17 protein-coding genes are annotated in these 18838 nt (G+C 53.2%); 12 read left to right on the forward strand and 5 right to left on the reverse strand.

The genetic code is table 11. The annotated features are described in order from the left end of the window. Positions 1–68 precede the first annotated feature (68 nt). The 5 genes from NTD88_RS17485 (at position 69) to NTD88_RS17505 (ending at position 10998) form a co-directional block, all read left to right on the forward strand. Complete coding sequence (locus NTD88_RS17485; protein ID WP_262155685.1) at positions 69–3137, forward strand: anti-phage-associated DUF499 domain-containing protein; 3069 nt, start codon at positions 69–71, stop codon at positions 3135–3137. Then, on the forward strand, positions 3134–3724 hold the full coding sequence (locus tag NTD88_RS17490; RefSeq protein WP_262155686.1) for an anti-phage-associated DUF3780 domain-containing protein: 591 nt from the start codon (positions 3134–3136) through the stop codon (positions 3722–3724). Before NTD88_RS17485 ends, NTD88_RS17490 begins: the two co-directional genes overlap by 4 nt. Next, positions 3724–6570: an anti-phage-associated DUF1156 domain-containing protein gene (locus tag NTD88_RS17495; protein WP_262155687.1), complete on the forward strand. Its 2847-nt coding sequence runs from the start codon at positions 3724–3726 to the stop codon at positions 6568–6570. The genes NTD88_RS17490 and NTD88_RS17495 overlap by 1 nt, the downstream gene beginning before the upstream one ends. Positions 6571–6573: 3 nt before the next feature. Beyond that, complete coding sequence (locus tag NTD88_RS17500; RefSeq protein WP_262155688.1) at positions 6574–9297, forward strand: phospholipase D-like domain-containing anti-phage protein; 2724 nt, start codon at positions 6574–6576, stop codon at positions 9295–9297. A gap of 550 nt (positions 9298–9847) precedes the next feature. Then, a protein-coding gene (locus tag NTD88_RS17505) for an IS3 family transposase (RefSeq protein ID WP_262155690.1) occupies positions 9848–10998 on the forward strand; the annotation gives its coding sequence in 2 pieces (ribosomal slippage) (positions 9848–10091 and positions 10091–10998; 1152 coding nt in all). A gap of 15 nt (positions 10999–11013) precedes the next feature. Here NTD88_RS17505 and NTD88_RS17510 read toward each other — a convergent pair. From NTD88_RS17510 to NTD88_RS17525, 4 genes are all read right to left on the reverse strand, one after another. Next, positions 11014–11223, reverse strand: coding sequence for a hypothetical protein (locus NTD88_RS17510; protein WP_262155692.1), 210 nt, complete (start codon positions 11221–11223; stop codon positions 11014–11016). A gap of 499 nt (positions 11224–11722) precedes the next feature. Beyond that, on the reverse strand, positions 11723–11878 hold the full coding sequence (locus NTD88_RS17515) for a hypothetical protein (RefSeq protein ID WP_262155693.1): 156 nt from the start codon (positions 11876–11878) through the stop codon (positions 11723–11725). Positions 11879–12220: 342 nt separating this feature from the next. Beyond that, positions 12221–13147: an AEC family transporter gene (locus tag NTD88_RS17520; protein WP_262155694.1), complete on the reverse strand. Its 927-nt coding sequence runs from the start codon at positions 13145–13147 to the stop codon at positions 12221–12223. A 90-nt stretch (positions 13148–13237) separates the two neighbouring features. Next, entirely contained in the window at positions 13238–14122 is an 885-nt protein-coding gene (locus NTD88_RS17525) for a LysR substrate-binding domain-containing protein (RefSeq protein WP_262155695.1), read from the reverse strand. A 220-nt stretch (positions 14123–14342) separates the two neighbouring features. Here NTD88_RS17525 and NTD88_RS17530 point away from each other — a divergent pair, with 220 nt between their 5' ends. The 3 genes from NTD88_RS17530 to NTD88_RS17540 all read left to right on the forward strand — a co-directional run bounded on the left by NTD88_RS17530 (position 14343) and on the right by NTD88_RS17540 (position 15784). After that, positions 14343–14735 carry an NUDIX hydrolase gene (locus NTD88_RS17530; protein WP_262130264.1) on the forward strand — a complete coding sequence of 131 codons (393 nt, stop codon included), beginning with the start codon at positions 14343–14345 and terminating at the stop codon, positions 14733–14735. Positions 14736–14944: 209 nt separating this feature from the next. Continuing rightward, entirely contained in the window at positions 14945–15418 is a 474-nt protein-coding gene (locus NTD88_RS17535) for a hemerythrin domain-containing protein (RefSeq protein ID WP_095158590.1), read from the forward strand. Positions 15419–15499: 81 nt separating this feature from the next. Beyond that, positions 15500–15784 (forward strand): DUF6555 family protein, encoded by a 285-nt coding sequence (locus NTD88_RS17540; RefSeq protein WP_095158591.1) that lies wholly within the window; start codon positions 15500–15502, stop codon positions 15782–15784. A 39-nt stretch (positions 15785–15823) separates the two neighbouring features. Here the strand turns inward: NTD88_RS17540 and NTD88_RS17545 are convergent, their stop codons facing one another. Continuing rightward, complete coding sequence (locus NTD88_RS17545; protein ID WP_262155697.1) at positions 15824–16312, reverse strand: GNAT family N-acetyltransferase; 489 nt, start codon at positions 16310–16312, stop codon at positions 15824–15826. A 267-nt stretch (positions 16313–16579) separates the two neighbouring features. Between NTD88_RS17545 and NTD88_RS17550 the strand changes: the two genes are divergently transcribed. The 4 genes from NTD88_RS17550 (at position 16580) to NTD88_RS17565 (ending at position 18770) form a co-directional block, all read left to right on the forward strand. After that, positions 16580–17458: a DMT family transporter gene (locus tag NTD88_RS17550; protein WP_262155698.1), complete on the forward strand. Its 879-nt coding sequence runs from the start codon at positions 16580–16582 to the stop codon at positions 17456–17458. A 132-nt stretch (positions 17459–17590) separates the two neighbouring features. Next, positions 17591–17830, forward strand: a complete 240-nt coding sequence (locus NTD88_RS17555) for a HipA N-terminal domain-containing protein (RefSeq protein WP_315975164.1) — start codon at positions 17591–17593, stop codon at positions 17828–17830. A 372-nt stretch (positions 17831–18202) separates the two neighbouring features. Next, positions 18203–18622 (forward strand): hypothetical protein, encoded by a 420-nt coding sequence (locus NTD88_RS17560; protein ID WP_095158594.1) that lies wholly within the window; start codon positions 18203–18205, stop codon positions 18620–18622. Between the two features lie 10 nt (positions 18623–18632). Next, positions 18633–18770: a hypothetical protein gene (locus NTD88_RS17565; RefSeq protein WP_262155699.1), complete on the forward strand. Its 138-nt coding sequence runs from the start codon at positions 18633–18635 to the stop codon at positions 18768–18770. Positions 18771–18838: the final 68 nt, after the last annotated feature.

Genomic DNA, 18838 nt, shown 5'->3' on the forward strand with positions numbered 1-18838 from the left:
GCTCTTGGTAGGCGATGGCAAAGGTGGCGAAAGCAGTGATGACGAAAAACAAACTTAGGGATAGCTAAATGAAAACCGTTCGCAACGCATGCCAGCTGCAACCGAAAGCACTAGATATCAACGTTGGCGATCAGATTGAGCAGCTTGATCAAATTATTCAAGACTCAGATGGTGCAGAGTACTTCAAAAAAACATTTATTACCGATGGTTTTAAAACTCTGCTCTCAAAGGGAATGGCACGCTTAGCTGGTAAATCCAACGATACCGTTTTCCATCTAAAGCAAGCCATGGGCGGTGGTAAAACGCATTTAATGGTCGGCTTTGGTTTGCTGGCAAAAGATGCCCTGCTACGAAATAGCCATATAGGTTCAATACCATACCAGTCGGATTTTGGCTCCGCCAAAATAGCGGCATTCAACGGCAGGAATAACCCACACACATACCTCTGGGGGGAAATCGCTCGTCAGTTAGGAAGAGAAGGCGTTTTCAGAGAGTACTGGGAGTATGGTGCTAAGGCACCTGACGAACAAGCCTGGATTAGATTATTTGAAGGCGACGAGCCCATTCTAATTCTGTTAGATGAAATGCCCCCGTACTTTCACTACTACAGCACCCAGGTTCTAGGACAGGGAACTATTGCGGATGTAGTAACTCGGGCATTCTCCAATATGCTTACCGCTGCCCAGAAAAAAAAGAACGTATGTATCGTCGTTTCTGACTTGGAAGCAGCTTACGATACAGGCGGAAAGTTGATTCAGCGGGCTCTGGATGACGCATCTCAGGAGCTTGGCCGGGCGGAAGTATCCATTACACCGGTAAACCTGGAGTCAAATGAGATTTATGAGATTCTGCGTAAACGCTTATTCCTGTCACTACCGGATAAAAGCGAAATCACAGAAATCGCATCAGTTTACGCTTCCAGACTTGCAGAGGCAGCAAAGGCCAAAACTGTTGAAAGAAGTGCCGAAGCATTAGCAAACGATATCGAAGCCACCTACCCATTCCACCCAAGCTTCAAAAGCATTGTCGCGCTCTTCAAAGAGAACGAAAAATTCAAGCAAACCCGTGGATTAATGGAGCTGGTCTCACGCTTGCTTAAATCTGTTTGGGGCGGCAATGAAGAAGTTTATCTTATTGGTGCACAGCACTTCGATCTTTCCATCCATGATGTTCGTGAGAAACTGGCCGAAATTTCCGAAATGCGTGACGTCATCGCTCGGGATCTCTGGGACTCAACCGATAGCGCTCATGCACAAATTATCGATATCAACAGTTGCAATCACTATGCGACACAGGTGGGAACACTGCTACTAACAGCTAGTCTTTCAACCGCTATCAACTCCGTAAAAGGCTTGACCGAAAGCGAAATGCTGGAGTGTTTAATTGATCCGAACCATCAAGGCAGTGACTACAGGGCTGCCTTGGTAGAACTTTCTAAATCTGCCTGGTATCTACACCAAACGCAGGAAGGCCGAAACTACTTCAGCCATCAGGAAAATCTGACTAAGAAGCTTCAGGGATATGCGGATAAGGCACCACAAAACAAGGTGGATGAGCTGATTCGCCATCGCCTTGAGGAAATGTACCGCCCTGTCACCAAAGAAGCGTATGAGAAAGTTCTTGCGTTACCAGAAATGGACGATGCAGAGGCCATACTCAAGAGCAACCGTGCGCTTTTGATCATAAGCCCAGATGGCAAGACCCCTCCTGGTGTAGTTGCCAATTTTTTCAAAGGTTTTGTCAACAAAAACAATATATTAGTTTTAACCGGTGATAAGTCATCAATCGCCAGCATCGAAAAGGCCGCTCGCCACGTTTACGCAGTGACCAAGGCGGACAACGAAATACCCGCTTCACATCCTCAACGTAAAGAGCTGGATGAAAAGAAAGCGCAGTATGAGCAAGACTTCCAAACCACAGTACTGTCAGTCTTCGACAAGCTCCTTTTCCCCGGCAACAATCGTGGTGAAGATGTGCTCCGACCTAAAGCTTTGGATAGTACCTACCCATCCAATGAACCCTATAACGGTGAACGGCAGATTGTAAAAACCCTGACCTCAGACCCTATAAAACTCTACACGCAGATCACAGAAAACTTTGATGCATTGCGGGCACGAGCGGAATCACTTCTATTTGGCTCACAAGATGAGGCAAGAAAGATTGATCTACTCGATAAAATGAAGCAAAAAACACAAATGCCTTGGGTGCCTAGCCGGGGATTTGATCAGTTAGCGGTTGAGGCCTATCAGCGTGGCGCTTGGGAAGATCTAGCTAACGGATATATCACTAAAAAGCCAAAACCCAGAACTACCGAAGTCATCATCAGCGAAGACTCTTCGCCAGATGACGCTGGTACAGTACGCTTGAAAATTGATGTGGCCAATGCGGGTAACGGCCCTAGAATACATTACCAAGAAGATGGAGATGTTTCCGAAAGCAGCTCTGTGTTGATCGATAACACGTTGGCAACTAAAGCGCTGCGTGTTCAGTTTTTAGCGGTAGACCCTACAGGAAAAAACTTAACCGGTACACCAACTACCTGGAAGAACCGCTTAACCTTGCGCAATCGGTTTGATGAGACTTTAAGAACGGTTGAATTGTTCGTTGCTCCGAAAGGAGCCATAAAATACACACTGGATGGCTCAGAAGCACGTAGTGGCGAGGATTACGTCAGTCCCATTCAACTTAGCGCTGACGAAACAACTGTATATGTGTTTGCTGAATGCGATGGACTAGAGGAAAAGCGAAACTTTACATTTGCAGCGTCAGGGTCGAAAGAAATACCCATCATCAAAGACAAGCCTGCCACCCTGGTTAGCCCGTCGCCCAAGCGTTTGGATAGCTCTTCCAAAACCTATGAGGGCCTAAAGATAGCCAAAGATAAAGGCATCGAGTTTGAGCAGGTTAGCCTGATGGTAGGATCAGCGCCCAAGGTTATTCATATGTCACTAGGTGAAATGAAGATCTGTGCAGAGTTTATCGAAACGGCGTTAGCGCATTTGCAAACCGTGCTGAGTCCTGAGGCACCGGTCGTGATGACCTTTAAAAAGGCCTACACGCAAACTGGTCATGATCTGGAGCAATTCGCTAAACAGACAGGCATCCAGATAGGTAACGGCGAGGTAGAGCAACTGTGAGCAAAACCGTTGATTTTGGTGCGCCACCTGATTTTGGAATGCATCACTTCTATGTGGAGATACCAGCAGCACCGCGTGATGCCATCTGTATTTACGAGGACTACGGCTTTGATGGTGATGAGTCACGCCGAGAAACCGTTGAGCGCAGGCTAATTTTGGCCAGAGAACTGTGGGCCAAGATCCGTGATGATGCGCGGCGAGATTTCAATGCTCGCCTTAAGACAAAGAAACAGGGTTCCGGTACCTGGACGACAGGAAAAGTTAAGCTGGATCGCTTTCTTGGTCGGGAGCTATGCGTTCTAGGCTGGGCAGCCGAGCATGCTTCTCCAGAGGAATGTTTGGTGATTTGTCAGAAGTGGCTGGCCATGCGCCCTGAGGAAAGATGGTGGCTCTATAGTAAAACCGCAGCTGAGGCGGGTCGTGATGACCAAACACAACGTGGTTGGCGTAAAGCCTTGTATTGCGCGCTTTCGGATGGTGCGAATATCAAGCTCGAAGTAAAAAAGAAGCCTAAGACAAAAAAAACACGAGAGGATGAGTTAAATTCGCCCTCGCTTTTTGATTTTATGGAAAAGGGAGATATTTAATGGCATTACAACCTTTTCAATGGATGGATAAGCCCGCGCTGATCGAGCACCTTTTCCCGGTACAAAAAATTTCCGCTGAAAGCTTTAAAGAACAAAGCGCGGTACAAAGCAAGACGTTGGTAGCTTTGGGGAGTTATTGGAAAGGTCGTAAGCCTCTAATTCTTAATAAGGCATGCATTCTCGGCGCACTTCTGCCTGCGACGGATGACCGACTGAAAGATCTTGAGATCTTCGAGATGCTAATGGGCATGGACTCGGAGTCACTGCAAAAACGGATAGAGGAAAACCTTCCAGTATCTAAGCGTGAAAATATCGTTGAATATCTAATACTACCTTTTAATGAACAAGTTCGCTTCGGCAAACGAGCAGAGGAAATGGGAGACTCGCTATTTTCTCAAATGTGGGAGCGAGTTAATTCCCACCTTGGTACTTCAGCAAAATCTATTCCTGAATTAGTCGAGCAAATGGGTATTGCGCGTTTTGGCCACAGACCAAAGGTCTCGGATGTCTTTTCAGGTTCTGGCCAGATACCTTTTGAAGCGGCTCGATTAGGTTGCGACGTGTACGCATCCGACTTAAATCCTATGGCATGCCTATTAACTTGGGGAAGCTTTAATATCGTTGGCGCCACACCCAAGCACTTATCAAACCTCAGCATTGCACAAAAAAAATTAGTAAAAAATGTTCAAAACGAAATAGACGCACTCGGTATTGAGACAGATGGTAACGGTTGGCGAGCGAAAGCTTATCTTTACTGTGTAGAGGTGATTTGCCCTGAAAGTGGCTGGTCGGTCCCTGTATTGCCAACACTTATAGTTAGTTCTAGCAAGCTTGTGGTAGTCAACTTAATTCCGAACGAAAGTGAAAAACGGTATGAAATTGGAATTAGACACTGCAAAACTAAAAGTGAAATGGAAGAACTCGATAAATGCACTTTCGATAATGGCTACTTAGTTCACACCCCTATTGTCGGACAAGAATACAGGATCAAGATAAACAGCATACGTGGAGATGTCAGAATTGGCCGAGATACAACTTCATCTCTACGAAAATGGGTGAAAAGTGATTTTATACCTCAGAAACAAGACGTTTTTCAAGAGCGCCTTTACTGTATTCAATGGGAAAAAATAGCCAATGAAAAATCTCGGCTTGAAACTGAATTTCGCTCAATAACTGAAGCTGACTTAGATCGCGAAAAGAAAGTAATAGAATATGTTGGGGGGCACCTTGACGAATGGCAGGAGAAAGGATACATCCCTGACATGGTAATCGAGAAGGGATACAACACTGATCAACCTATTCGAGAACGCGGATGGACCCATTGGCATCATTTGTTTGCGCCCAGACAACTATTAATGCTAGGACTCACAAAGAAGACACTACTAACTGATACCGAATTTTCGCAAGAATTATACGTATCATTTAGTAGATTATTAGATTGGTCTACTAAATTATGTCGTTATGGGACAGGAGCAGCAAGGGAGTCAATTGCGCAGACATTCTACAATCAGGCCCTAAATACCTTTTACAACTATGGTGTAAGACCCTTTTCCTTTGCGGCCAAGTATTTGCTCGAGGAAACGTATAATTTCCCTCTACCTTCGGAGACATTTGTCAGTTGTCACGCAGCCAATAATTTTGAGATTGAAAATGATATTTATATCACCGACCCTCCCTATGGTGACGCTGTAAAATATGAGGAGATTACCGAGTTCTTTATTGCCTGGCTACGAAAGAACCCTCCTCAAACATTTGCAAACTGGACTTGGGATAGTAGACGTTCGTTAGCAATAAAGGGAGAAGATGAAGGTTTTAGAACTGGCATGGTTTCAGCATACCGAAATATGGCCAAGAAGATGCCCGACAATGGTATACAGATACTCATGTTTACGCATCAGAGTGGCGCCATTTGGGCAGACATGGCGAATATCATCTGGGCAAGCGGATTGCAAGTAACGGCGGCATGGTATGTAGTAACTGAAACAGATTCCGCGCTAAGGGGCGGTTCTAACGTTAAGGGTACTGTTATACTGATTCTGCGCAAGCGTCATCAGACACTGGAAACTTTCCGCGATGATTTGGGTTGGGAAATCGAAGATGCCGTTAAAGAGCAAGTTGAGTCACTAATAGGCTTGGATATAAAGGTACGTGCCCAAGGAGCTGAGGGACTTTACACTGACGCTGATTTGCAAATGGCCGGCTACGCCGCAGCACTTAAAGTACTGACTGCCTACTCTCGCATCGATGGTAAAGATATGGTCACCGAGGCGGAAGCGCCACGTCAGAAAGGTCAAAAGACTTTTGTTGATGAGCTGATTAACTTTGCCGTGCAAACTGCAGTGCAGTTCTTGGTGCCAGTTGGTTTCGAGAAAGGTGAATGGCAAAAGCTGCAAGCCGTTGAGCGATTCTATCTCAAAATGCTCGAGATAGAACATCAAGGCGCTAAGACCCTCGACAACTACCAAAACTTCGCTAAAGCCTTCAAAGTGCATCAATTTGACCAATTAATGAGTGATGGCTCAAAGGCAAACTCCGCCCGCCTTAAACTGTCTACTGAGTTCAAAAGTTCAATGATGTCGGGCGAGGCCGAGTTGGCTACAACACCGCTTCGTGCATTACTATACGCATTATACGAGCTATCAAGAGAAGTCGAGGTGGATGATGTGCTATTGCACCTGATGGAGAATTGCCCGAACTATCTTCCGAATAAACTGTTGCTGACAAAAATGGCGGGGTACCTTGCCGAGAAGCGCGAGGGCTTGAAATCAACAAAAATTTTCACACCAGAATTAGAAGCAAGTTGTGCTCGGGTTCTTGCGGAAGCGATTAGAAATCAGAGGTTGTAAGCTATGGCGATTCGGCGTTTTTCATCTCGCACTGAAAGATTGGATACAGAGTTCCTGGCTGAATCGCTCAAGAGGGCCTCCAAGTACTTTCGAATAGCTGGATATTTCAGAAGCTCTATTTTTGAGTTGGTCGGCGAAGAAATTGCAAAGATTCCAGAGGTAAAGATAATTTGCAATTCCGAGCTTGATCTGGCTGATTTTCAGGTGGCAACCAGCAGAAATACCGCACTCAAAGAACGCTGGAATGAAGTAGATGTTGAAGCTGAAGCGTTACTTAAAAAGGAACGCTATCAAATTCTGGATAGGTTGTTGCATTCCGGCAACGTTGAAATAAGAGTTGTCCCCAGAGAACGCCTCTTTCTCCACGGCAAAGCGGGCTCTATTCATTATACGGATGGTACCCGTAAATCGTTTATCGGTTCCGTCAACGAAACTAAGAGCGCCTTTTCCCACAATTATGAACTGGTGTGGCAGGACGACGATGAAGAAAGCGCAGACTGGGTAGAAACAGAGTTTTGGGCGCTGTGGAGCGATGGTGTGCCACTCCCGGAAGCTATATTGGCAGAAATAAATCGGATTGCTAACCGTCGGGAAGTGACCGTAGAAGTTCTAAAACCGGAAGACGTCCCCGCGGCTGCTATGGCGGAGGCTCCTATTTACCGAGGCGGCGAGCAGTTACAACCTTGGCAGCGCTCTTTTGTATCCATGTTTCTGAAGCATAGAGAAACGTATGGAAAAGCCCGTTTGCTATTGGCCGACGAGGTTGGCGTGGGTAAAACACTGTCCATGGCAACCAGCGCTTTGGTCAGCGCCCTCCTCGACGATGGCCCAGTGCTCATTCTTGCCCCCTCAACCCTGACGATACAGTGGCAGATCGAGATGATGGACAAGCTTGGGGTACCATCCGCTGTTTGGTTATCTCAAAAGAAAGTATGGGTTGGTGCGGAGGGCCAAATACTTTCCCCTCGTGGTGATGCCACTTCCATTAAACAATGCCCCTACAAAATTGCCATTGTTTCGACCGGCCTGATTATGCATCAGCGAGATAAGGCTGACTTTGTTAAAGAAGCCGGAATTCTTCTGAAAAATCGGTTCGGAACAGTTATTCTGGATGAGGCGCACAAAGCTAGGGCCAGAGGTGGCTTTGGTGATAAAGCTACTGAGCCGAACAACCTTATGGCTTTCATGCAGCAAATTGGTAGGCGTACTCGTCATTTAATACTGGGCACCGCGACACCAATACAGACCGATGTGCGCGAATTATTTGATCTTTTAGGGATTCTCAACTGTGGAGCAGAGTTTGTGTTGGGTGATGCCTTGTCGCCTTGGCAAAACCATGAGCAAGCGATTTCTCTGATCACAGGCCGAACTCAGGTGACTTCTGAGCAAGAGGTTTGGCATTGGTTGAGCAACCCGCTTCCCGCAGGCAATGAGCATCATATTGTTCAACAGATAAGGGATCACTTGTCTATCGAGCCAAAGTCATTTGGCTGCTCTCACCGTTTTGAAGACCTCGATTACATGATCCAAAGCCTATGGCTTTCAGAGTGCTTAACGCCAGGATTTTTCAGAGAAAACAATCCTGTGCTTCGCCATACGGTTCTAAGAAAAAGAAAGGAATTGGAAGATGATGGCCTGTTAGAAAAAGTTGGGGTAAACACGCACCCCATAACGCGAAACATCTCGCAGTATCAATCGCGCTTTGTAGGCCTTGGCATTCCAACCAATACCCCTTTTCAAGTTGCGTATGAGAAAGCTGAAGAGTTCAGCAAACTACTTCAATCGCGCTCAAAATCAGCAGGTTTTATGAAATCGCTGATGCTACAACGCATTTGCTCCAGCTTCGCATCCGGCTTGAAAACTGCACAAAAAATGCTAAAGCACACCTTATCCAATGAAGATGAAGATTTGCTTGAAGATGTAGAGCACATACTAGCTGAGATGACGCCAGCTGAAGTTGCCTGTTTAAGAGAAATTGAAACGCAGCTATCTAGACCTGAAGCAATTGACTCTAAACTTAGTACCGCAAAGTGGTTTTTGACTGAATTCAGAACTGATGGAAAAACGTGGCTAGAACACGGCTGTATTATTTTTAGCCAGTACTACGACACAGCTGAATGGATAGCAAAAGAGCTGGCAAAATCGTTCGAGAATGAAGTTATTGCCGTGTATGCGGGCGTTGGAAAAAGTGGACTTTGTCGAAGTAGCCAATTCAACAAAGTCGATCGCGAAGTTATTAAATCTGCTGTAAAGAACCGTGAAATCAGGTTAGTAGTCGCAACCGATGCCGCATGTGAAGGCTTGAACCTTCAAACTTTGGGCACATTGATCAATATCGACCTCCCATGGAACCCATCGCGCCTAGAGCAGCGGCTTGGTCGAATCAAACGATTCGGCCAAACTCGAAAATTTGTAGATATGCTTAATCTCGTTTACAGCGAGACTCAAGATGAAAAAGTCTACAACGTATTGTCTGAGCGCTTGCGAGATACTTACGACATATTCGGCAGCTTGCCAGATACAATTGATGATGAGTGGATCGATGATGAAGAAGAACTCAAGACCCGTATGAACGAATACATGCATGAGCGAAAAAAGGCTCAAGATGAATTTTCGGCAAAATACCGAGTTACACTGGACCCAGACGCCCATCTTTGGGAACGATGTGCAACCGTCCTTTCTCGTCGAGATATTATCAGTAAACTTAGTGAGCCTTGGAATACTTGATACCACGGTACTCTAAAGGCACAGGTGGGGGATGTCTACTAGGGCGAGCGCAGCCCAGCAAACTTGAAATAGTATCCACCCACAGGTGGATACTACGTATGCGATCCATACCTATGTCCGCTTTGGGCCAAGACTGTGTAAAAATACTTTCGCACAGATGCAGCAATCAAAAACGGCGCGAACATCACATCCCATGAAAAATCAAAGATAGCCCCCTCGCGCATGTCTTTTTTAGAACTACTAACCCTCTATCCGTCTTAGCTCTCTGTTTTCTCGCGTGCAATCCAATATCGATAAGCTACAGAGATTGGCAAATCTCCACTCGCTCAGCGCCCGATGAATGCTCGCCGGACATGACGAAAAAAAATACGCCACTCCCCAAATTGGCCACCCTCAAACAGTAGAGCGTAGAACATTGCCGCCGCCTCTGCTGGTCGTGCACGGTAATATCTGGCCATAACCTCGTCGTGAGATTTGTCGCGCATAATGAATCGCCCCGGGTTTCGTAGACACCTCCAAGCCTCATAATGAGTCCCAAACAGGAGGTGCCATGAGTCGTCAGCGTTACCCCGAAGAGTTCAAGATCGAAGCGGTCAAGCAAGTGACCGAAAAAGGCAAACCTGTTGCCGATGTCGCCCTGCGGCTGGGCATGTCCGTGCACAGCCTTTACGCCTGGATCAAGGTCTATAGCAAGCCCCAAGAGCAGCGTCAGCAAGATGATGATCAGCAGGCCGAGTTGCGCAAGCTACGCGCTGAACTCAAACGTGTGACGGAAGAGAGAGACATCTTAAAGAAGGCCGCCGCGTACTTTGCCAAGGATTGCGGCTAAAGTACGCCTTTATCAAGCAGCGCGCGGGCGAGTATTCGATTCGACGGCTTTGCCTGACGCTGAAAGTCCATCCCAGCGGTTATTACGCCTGGCTGTCTGAGCCGCAATCTCTACGAGCCAAAGACGAGCAGCGACTACTGGGTTTGATCAAGCATTCATTGCTGGAGAGCGGCGGCGTTTATGGCTATCGCAAAATCCATGACGATCTGCGCGAGGCCGGTGAGGATTGTGGTCGTCATCGTGTGGCAAGGCTGATGCGTCTTGAAGGTCTGCGTTCTCAGACAGGTTATCGACGCCGCCCTGGAAAGTTCGGCGGTAAGCCAGCGGTCGCCTCACCCAATTTGCTGAAGCGGCAGTTTGATGTCGTAGAACCCAATAAGGTTTGGGTCACCGACATCACCTACATTCGTACGTATGAAGGCTGGCTATATTTGGCAGTGGTGCTGGATCTGTTTTCTCGCCAGGTCGTTGGCTGGTCAATGAAGTCGCAGATGACCAGTGATTTGGCCATTGATGCGTTATTGATGGCGGTTTGGAGGCGGAAACCGAAACAGGAGGTGATGGTTCACTCCGACCAGGGCAGCCAGTACAGCAGCTCAGATTGGCGCAGTTTTTTGAAAGCGAACAATTTGGTTGCCAGCATGAGTCGCCGAGGCAACTGTCATGACAATGCCGTGGCCGAGAGCTTTTTCCAGCTTCTGAAACGGGAACGGATCCGGCGGAAAATCTACACCACGCGGGAAGATGCTCGTAGTGATGTGTTCGATTACATCGAGATGTTCTACAACGTAAAACGTCGGCATGGCTTCAACAATCAGCTGTCGCCGGTAGAGTATGAGAAACGCTATTTTCTGAGCTTGGAGAGTGTCTAGGAAACCAGGGGCGATTCAAAGCCACTGATATTCGTAGTTACCCGTTTTCCTGCCTATCGCTCGCAGTAAACAAGCACGGTTAATCCGCACCGCTTCTCCCAATGGAACATTGATAGCCTCGTACATTGGCTGCATCCACAGATCCACCTGCGGCTCATCTAACTGTTCCCCCCAATAGGTAATGACAGCATCCTTACGGCTGACCAAAATCGTTTCTTTGTGCATCTTCTTCGCTCCACGAGCCACCGGCGCGAACAAGCTCGACCTCGCTAGGTGATTCGGCATTGCACGACTGAACTCGCTGAAACCGGGCAGATACAATGGTAAAGCTGGCGGTAAGACAGAAGGTCTGGAGGGGGCACTTTTTCTCAATTGCTCCATACGTTCGAGGCGGGAAACGGCGGAATTCATCTCGCGTGACTGCGCTGCTTCGCGAGCTGAATAGCTTTAGTAGGTCGCCCAGGTCGAACGCACTGGGGTTCAAAACCAGACTTAGGCAGCTCATTCCCGACGACATGCTCCGCTAGCCACATTTCTACGTCTTCTACACGCCAAAGTAGGCGCTTTGTGCCAGGAAGACGGCAGATCGGCGGCAGCGCTTGAGGGTTGCGCGTAACGTCGCTGCGGATGCTTGCGACGGACTTTTGTATAAATATCGAAAGCTGGTCGACTGTGAGCAAGGCTTGCATAGTTTGGCACTCGTATAGCCAGAGCAGGTTGGTGCTCATGACTGCATGGGTTTGCGAATGCCTTCAGGTTTAAGCAATGAGCCCTTCAACTCACGGTAAGGTTTCGAGAGAGTCTGTACCGGTACTTTTCTGGTGATGCGGGTTTCAAAGCCTTCAAAACTTGCAGCGAACGCGTTGCCCTCAACAACCATGGCTAATTCCTGAGGGATAGGTTTCTCACCACCGAACGCAGTCTTAGCTTGGCGTGTCCGCCCTTGTTGAATCCACAGAGATGGCACAAATCTGGCACACAGACAAAGTCGCACCGAGCTAAATCGTGCAAAACACCGCACTACTATGCAATAAGACAACTGATTGATTTAATTTAATAAAATTAAATAATTCAGAAAAAACAAATGTTTACAGCACTACCCGTTGGTGCAGTTGCACTGCAACGGACCGACGGGGAAGGTTTCGCGGATAAGCGTGGTGGGTGCGGGATTCATGACAGCGTCCTCTCAGGCGAATCGGCCATTCTGGCCCCACCCGCCCCCTCAGATCCAGGGCAGCAGCACACTCACCGCCAACGGCAACGCCAGCGCCGCCAACAACGTCTGCCCGGCAATGATCCCCGCCATCAGCGGCGCATCGCCGCCCAGTTGCCGGGCCATGATGTAGGACGATGAGGCGGTCGGCAGCGCCTGGAACAGCAGCACCGCGACCGCCGCCTCGCCCTTGAGGCCGAACAGGTGGCAGGCCGCGAGGGTGATCAGCGGCATGACCATGAATTTCGCCACCGACGACAATCCCACCGGGCGCAGCCAACTGCGTACTGCACGCAGGTCCAACGCCGCGCCCACGCACAGCAGGCCCAGCGGCAGCGAGGCCTGGCCCAGCGTCTTCAGCAATGGCTCGATCGCCAGCGGCAAGCCCAACCCGGTGACATGCAGCAGGATGCCGCCGGCGCAGGCCATCAACAGCGGGTTCAACGCCAATTGTTTCACCACCCCTCCCAACGACAGCCGCCCCGCCGTGCCATACCGGGCAAACACCAGCACGCAGAGGATATTCACGGTCGGCACGATGGCCGCGTTAGCCACCGCCGCCAGGGCGATGCCCTGCGCCCCGAACAAGCCCGCCGCCGCCGACACGCCGACGTAATTGTTGAACCGCACGCCGCCCTGGAACACCGAGGTGAACGCCGCGTCATCGACACTGAAACAACGCCGCAACGCCACCAGCAGCGCCGCGACCAGCACCGTCGACGACACCAGCGCCAGCACCATGCCTTGCACCGGCACGCCATCGAGCCTGGCCGTGGACAGGCCGTGAAGAAACAGCGCCGGCAGCAGCACGTAGTAACCCAGGCGCTCGGCCTGGGGCCAGAAGCCGTCGGCGAGAAACTGGCTATGGCGCAGCCAGGCACCCAGGGCGATCAACAACGCGATGGGCAACAGCGCCAACAGTAGGGAAAGGGTCATCGCGCACTCCGGGGCACCAAGGGATGAGCGCTACGATAAAGACCCGGATGCTTGATTAAAAACGATGAATTCTTGAGCGACCCTCAAGTTTTACTCATCGGTCAGCGCGGCCTGGCGGCGTACCGCCTGGGCCAGGGCCGCCGCCAATCGGCCCCGCGGGCGGTCTTCGCGCTCGATCAGCACCACCTGGCGGGTCCGTTGCGGATCACCGAACGGCATCAGGGCCAACAGGCCAAGACGTTCCAGGTTGCGCCGGGACGACGGCACGATGGACACCCCCAGCCCGCTGGCGACCATCTGGATAATCGCCTCCTGGCTGTCCAGCTCCATGGTGGTCCGCACCCGCAGACGCAGGCGCCGCAGCTCCCGCTCGATGGTGCGGCCGGCCCAGGCCCGGCGGTCGAAACGGATGAAAGGCTGCTCCTGCAACAAGCGCCGTGGCTCGACATGCGCCAACGCCAGCGGCGCAATGATCCAGAACCCTTCTTCGTACAGCGGCGTGCTGACCAGCCCGTAAGGGTGCGGCTTGACCGGCTCGGTGGTGACCGCCGCGTCCAGCTCGCCGGCCTCGACCCGCGTGGCCAGCTCCGCGGACATGCCCGAGGCGACGTTGACCCGCAAATGCGGGTGCTCGGCACTCAGCGCGGCCAGGGCCTTGGGCAGAATCCCGGCCAGCGTGGTGTGAATCGCCCCCACCCGCAGGCGCCCGCGCAACTCGCCGTCTTCGCCGAGTTCGGCGGCGATGCTGTCGTACAGCGCGAGGATTTCCCGCGCCCGCTCCAGCGCCAGGTGCCCGGCCTCGGTCAGCACCGGCAAGCGCCGCGAGCGATCGAACAGCGGCGCGTTGAACTCTTCCTCAAGGCCGCGGATATGCAGGCTCACCGCCGATTGCGTGAGGTGCACCGCGTCGGCGGCGCGGGCGAACGAGCCGTGCTGGGCGATGGCAACCAGGGTTCGCAGGGCGCGCAATGACATGGGAAAAGGTCCGTGGGAAAAGTCGCTACAGGTTAGCAATCCGGCGGCGAGGCGTCTGCGCTGGGCGCCGTCTGTCGCGAATGGACCTGCACTCTGTCGCTCACAATAGTGTCAATCCGTTTGAACTCGCTATCCTCAGAGAAAGTCTCGACAGAAGACGGGTTGTGCTTGACGTGCGAGTGACATCCCGTCCCGGAAATTCACCTAACGGGACACGCCAATGCCAGGGAAAAATCGCCGAAGCCTCAAGGCCAGAGCCACCATCATTTGCCTGCGCAGCGGCAGGGTCCTGCTGGTGCGCAAAAAGGGCGGCAAGTGGAACTTCCCCGGCGGCACCATCGAGTCCGGCGAGCAGCCCGTCGAAGCCGCCGCCCGCGAGCTGAAAGAAGAAACCCGCATTCGCAGCCTCGGCCTGTTGCAGCTCTGCACCCTGGAGGTCGACGGGGTCGTCCATCACATCTTCACCACCCAGCTCGGCGACTACGCCGACGCGGTGGCCGACAACGAAATCGTCGCCTGCAAATGGGTCCGCCGCGACGCGCTCACCGCCACCCTGCTCACCCCCACCGCCGCCGCCTTGATGAGCCGTCAACTCCCCGCCTTGAGCGCCTGATCGAGCGGACCGAGCGCCGCACTTTGCACGGTGACCAAGCGGTCGGTCATGCAAATTGCAGACGCGGCACTTCGCCATCTGTCTGTAAGCCCATGATTTTCAATAGATAACCCCTCAGCCAAAAGCGGCACGGCTTTCGCAATATCCCCAGGGATAACTCAGCGCCGACGCCACCGTTGCCGGCGCGCACCTTATGCCTGGAGAAAAACATGAATGCCATCGACCTGCTGGAAGGCGATCACGAACGGGTCAAGGCCCTGCTGGCCGAGCTGAGCGACTCCACCGAGCGCGGTGTCAAGAAACGCACCGAACTGCTGGCCAAACTGGAGCGGGAAATCACCCTGCACACCCAGCTCGAAGAAGAAATCCTCTACCCCGCGTTCAAGTCCGAGGGCGGCAAGGAACAGGACGTCATGTACTACGAAGCCAAGGAAGAACACCGCACCGTGGACTCCCTGGTGCTGCCCGACCTGAAGCACACCGACCCTGGCACTCCGGAGTTTTCCGGTCGGGTGAAAGTGGTCAAGGAACTGCTCGAGCACCATATCGAGGAAGAGGAAAAAGAGATGTTCCCGCAGGCTCGCAAGCTGTTGGGCAAGGCCAAGCTGGAGGAGCTGGGTGCCCAGATGGAAGCGATGAAGGCCGAGTACAAAAAAGCCTTCCGCGGCCAGGCATCGGCCTAGAACGCCTGCCGCGCACCGGTTTGAACGTGAAATGACCCGTGAGTCCCTGGCTCATGGGCAGAAACAAAGGAGGGGATTTCAATGGCAGGACCGCAACTGTACGTCATCGACTACGAGCTTCAGGGCAAGCAGCGCTCATTCATCATCCGTCTTGAGCACATGGATAACGTCGAGGCCTGGCACTGGGCGAGCTGCGATGCCGGGGTGGGTGTGATCCCGCGTTTTGGTCAGCAGAAGATCAAGAAAGTCAGCCGACCCATGGCCGAGCGCTATGGCATCGCCAATGTCAGATGGAGGGTTTCCGGCCAGGGCCAGGAATTCGTACCGACGCCGGTCGACCCGAAGAAATTCGCCGAGTCCGATTGAGCCGCGCAACGCATGCGAAGGGCCGCAACGCGGCCCTCATCACAACCCCTTCGCCATCTCCGCCGTCCCCGCCCAGCCCAGCGCCTGATACAGCGGCCGCCCCGCCTCGGTGGCATGCAATATCGCGAACCCCAGCCCGCGCCGCGCGAACTCCGCCTCTCCCAGCCGCATCAACTTCGACGCCAGCCCGCGGCGCCGATACCCCGGCTCGACGTAGACATTGAGCACATACCCGCGCTGATCGACCGCCGGGTGCGCCGGATGCGGCGGCCATTCGATGCTCATCAACCCGATCGCCGCCGCCGGCGCATCGCCCTCCAGCACCACGAACCCGTAATAGCGCCCGTCTGCCAGGCGTGGCTCCAGCCAGGGCCGAAAGTGCTGCGTCATCCGCCGCAGGTTCTGCGCATCGCCACCGGCCTCGAGAAACATCGCCTCGCGATGACGGCAAACCATCTCGCGATCCCCCGTTTCAAGCCGGCGCAGCGTAAAGCCAGATAAGTCGAGATCACCGGGAATGTCGTTCATTGCGTCGTACCTTGGTCGGAGTTGCAGATTCTCGCGCAACCCGTACCGGGCCGTTAGACACAGATCCCGGACCCGCCTGCCATACAGATTTGCCGGCGTTGCCGCCGCCTCCGCGCCCGTGCGACCAAAGCACTATCGGTAGAAACAGTGTGGGGTCGACGAAAAAAAACTTCTTTGTGGGCGCCGCGAATGTCCGCTATCAATTGCACAAAGCGCCTGCCAGGCAGGCATTCGATGCACTCAATGCAACAGGACCGAACCGTTCAGATGAATAACAACAAGACGACGGACGCTGTAGCCCTCCCCGCCCCCACCCACTGGATCGGCCCTGCGGCCTTCGCCTTGCTGGCCTTCGCCGCCAATTCGATCTTCTGCCGCCTGGCCCTGGTCAACGACGCCATCGACCCGCACAGCTTCACCGCCGTGCGCCTGCTCAGCGGTGCGGCCTTCCTGTTGCTGCTGGTCAGGCTGCGCCAGCCCGGCACGCCACTGGGCGGTAGCTGGAAAGGCGCACTGGCGCTGTTTCTCTATGCCTGGCTGTTTTCCATCGCCTACGTACAACTGGGCGCTGGCGTCGGGGCGTTGATCCTGTTCGGCGCGGTGCAGATCACCATGTTCGCGGTCTCCTGGCTGCGGGGCGACGGCGTTGCTCCGAGGGTGCTGCTGGGCATGCTCATCGCCTTTGCCGGGCTGGTTGCCCTGCTCCTGCCCGGCGCCAACGCCCCTGCGCCGGGCAGCGCGCTGATCATGGTGGTATCGGGCATTGCGTGGGGCGCCTACTCGCTGATTGGCAGGGGCTCGACCCACCCGGTGAGCGACACCGCCGGCAACTTCACCCGTGCCCTGCCACTGCTGCTGGTGCCTGCGCTGGCGGCGGTGTTCGCCGGGCACCTGCGGATCGGCTCCGCCGGCCTGTTCTATGCCCTCGGCTCCGGCATCCTCGCCTCGGGCGCTGGCTACGCGGTGTGGTACGGCGTCCTCAAACAGATCAGCGCGCAACAGGCTGCGACCCTGCAGTTGAGCGTGCCGGTGATCGCCGCGCTGGGCGGGGTGATGGTGTTGAGTGAGCCGGTGTCGATGAGGCTGGTGGGGGCTTCGGTGGTGGTGCTGGGTGGGGTGGGGCTGGCGTTGAGTGGGCGGAAATAGAAGCCCGCTTGAAGCTTTGATCCTGCTTGCCACCGCACTGGGTGGCCTGGATGAAATCTCCAACCTCTTCAAGCCTGCCCACCCGGAATCCATCGAGTCACTCAGAAACACACGGCGCATGCGGGGCACCCGATGAAAAAGAGACTTGCCCCCTTCCAGTCGCTGGTCGTGTCCAAGGCCGGGGTAACTGTCGGCGAACTGATCAAAGTCGAAGGCCGTGGTCTCTATTTCGCCTATGACAAAGGCTGGCTCGCCACTGGATTCAACTTGTCGCCACTGACCATGGCCTTTGATGAAAAGCCCCAGTTGGCCCGCAACCTACAATACTCCCGCGCCTTATCTGCCATTGCGTGCTGGGGAATCACTGCCTAATCTCGCCCCGTCGTTGACTCCCAACGAACGGTTTTGACAGACCGTAGATCTGGAACACCCAGTTCATGCTGGAGGCGGCACAGGACGTCAGGTCACCGCGAAACGGCGTCCGGTGAATCCGCTCCCACAGAATGGTGAGCGGTTGGCGGTTTGCGATTGCCGCCGTCGGCCACGGCGGGGTTGTCCTACTCCGCGCCGACAGCCGCAGCGCATCTCCACAGCAAAAAAATATCCCACCCTCAGAAACTTGTTTTCGACATCCCAGTCTGTAATAGCAAGCTGCCACTTCCGCTGTGGCAGCGCCCTCGCCCATGACCTGCGCGAGCCTGAAAACCTCCCGTAAATCACGAGCCCCCTCGTAAGGAAACACCCATGAAACTCAAGGTTGTGCTGTTGAGTGCGGTCCTGCTCGCCTCGCCTTTGTCCCAGGCGTTCGCCGACACCTGTCGGGAGAACATTTTCGGCGGACAGGACTGTCAGTACAGCGACGGCACCAGCTCCACCAGCCGCTCCAACATCTTTGGCGGACAAGACACCGATTACAGCGACGGGCGCCGCTCAACCAGCCGCGAAAACATCTTCGGCGGGCAGGACACCAACAACAGCGACGGCACCAGCTCTACCAGCCGCTCCAATATCTTCGGTGGACAAGACACCGATTACAGCGACGGGCGCCGCTCAACCAGCCGGGAGAACATCTTCGGCGGGCAAGACACCAACAACAGCGACGGCAGCAGCTCGACGAGCCGTTCCAACATCTTTGGTGGGCAGGACACGGACCACTCGGAGTAGCAGCTAACACATGGCCTTGGTAGTGGCGCCGGAGCTGTACGGCCAGCTTTTATCTTCGCGCCAGTCCACCGTCCGCACGCCGAGGATCAAGCTGGCGCTGGTGGATTCATTACTGGCAGGCGTGGCGAGGCAACAGGCCGCGCGCTGAGCCGGCTGAATGTTGCGGGGGGGGGCGTTCCCGGCCCCCCCCCGGTATTAATAACGGTCATACAAAAA

Source organism: Pseudomonas sp. 20P_3.2_Bac5 (genome assembly GCF_025466035.1).
GTDB lineage: Bacteria > Pseudomonadota > Gammaproteobacteria > Pseudomonadales > Pseudomonadaceae > Aquipseudomonas.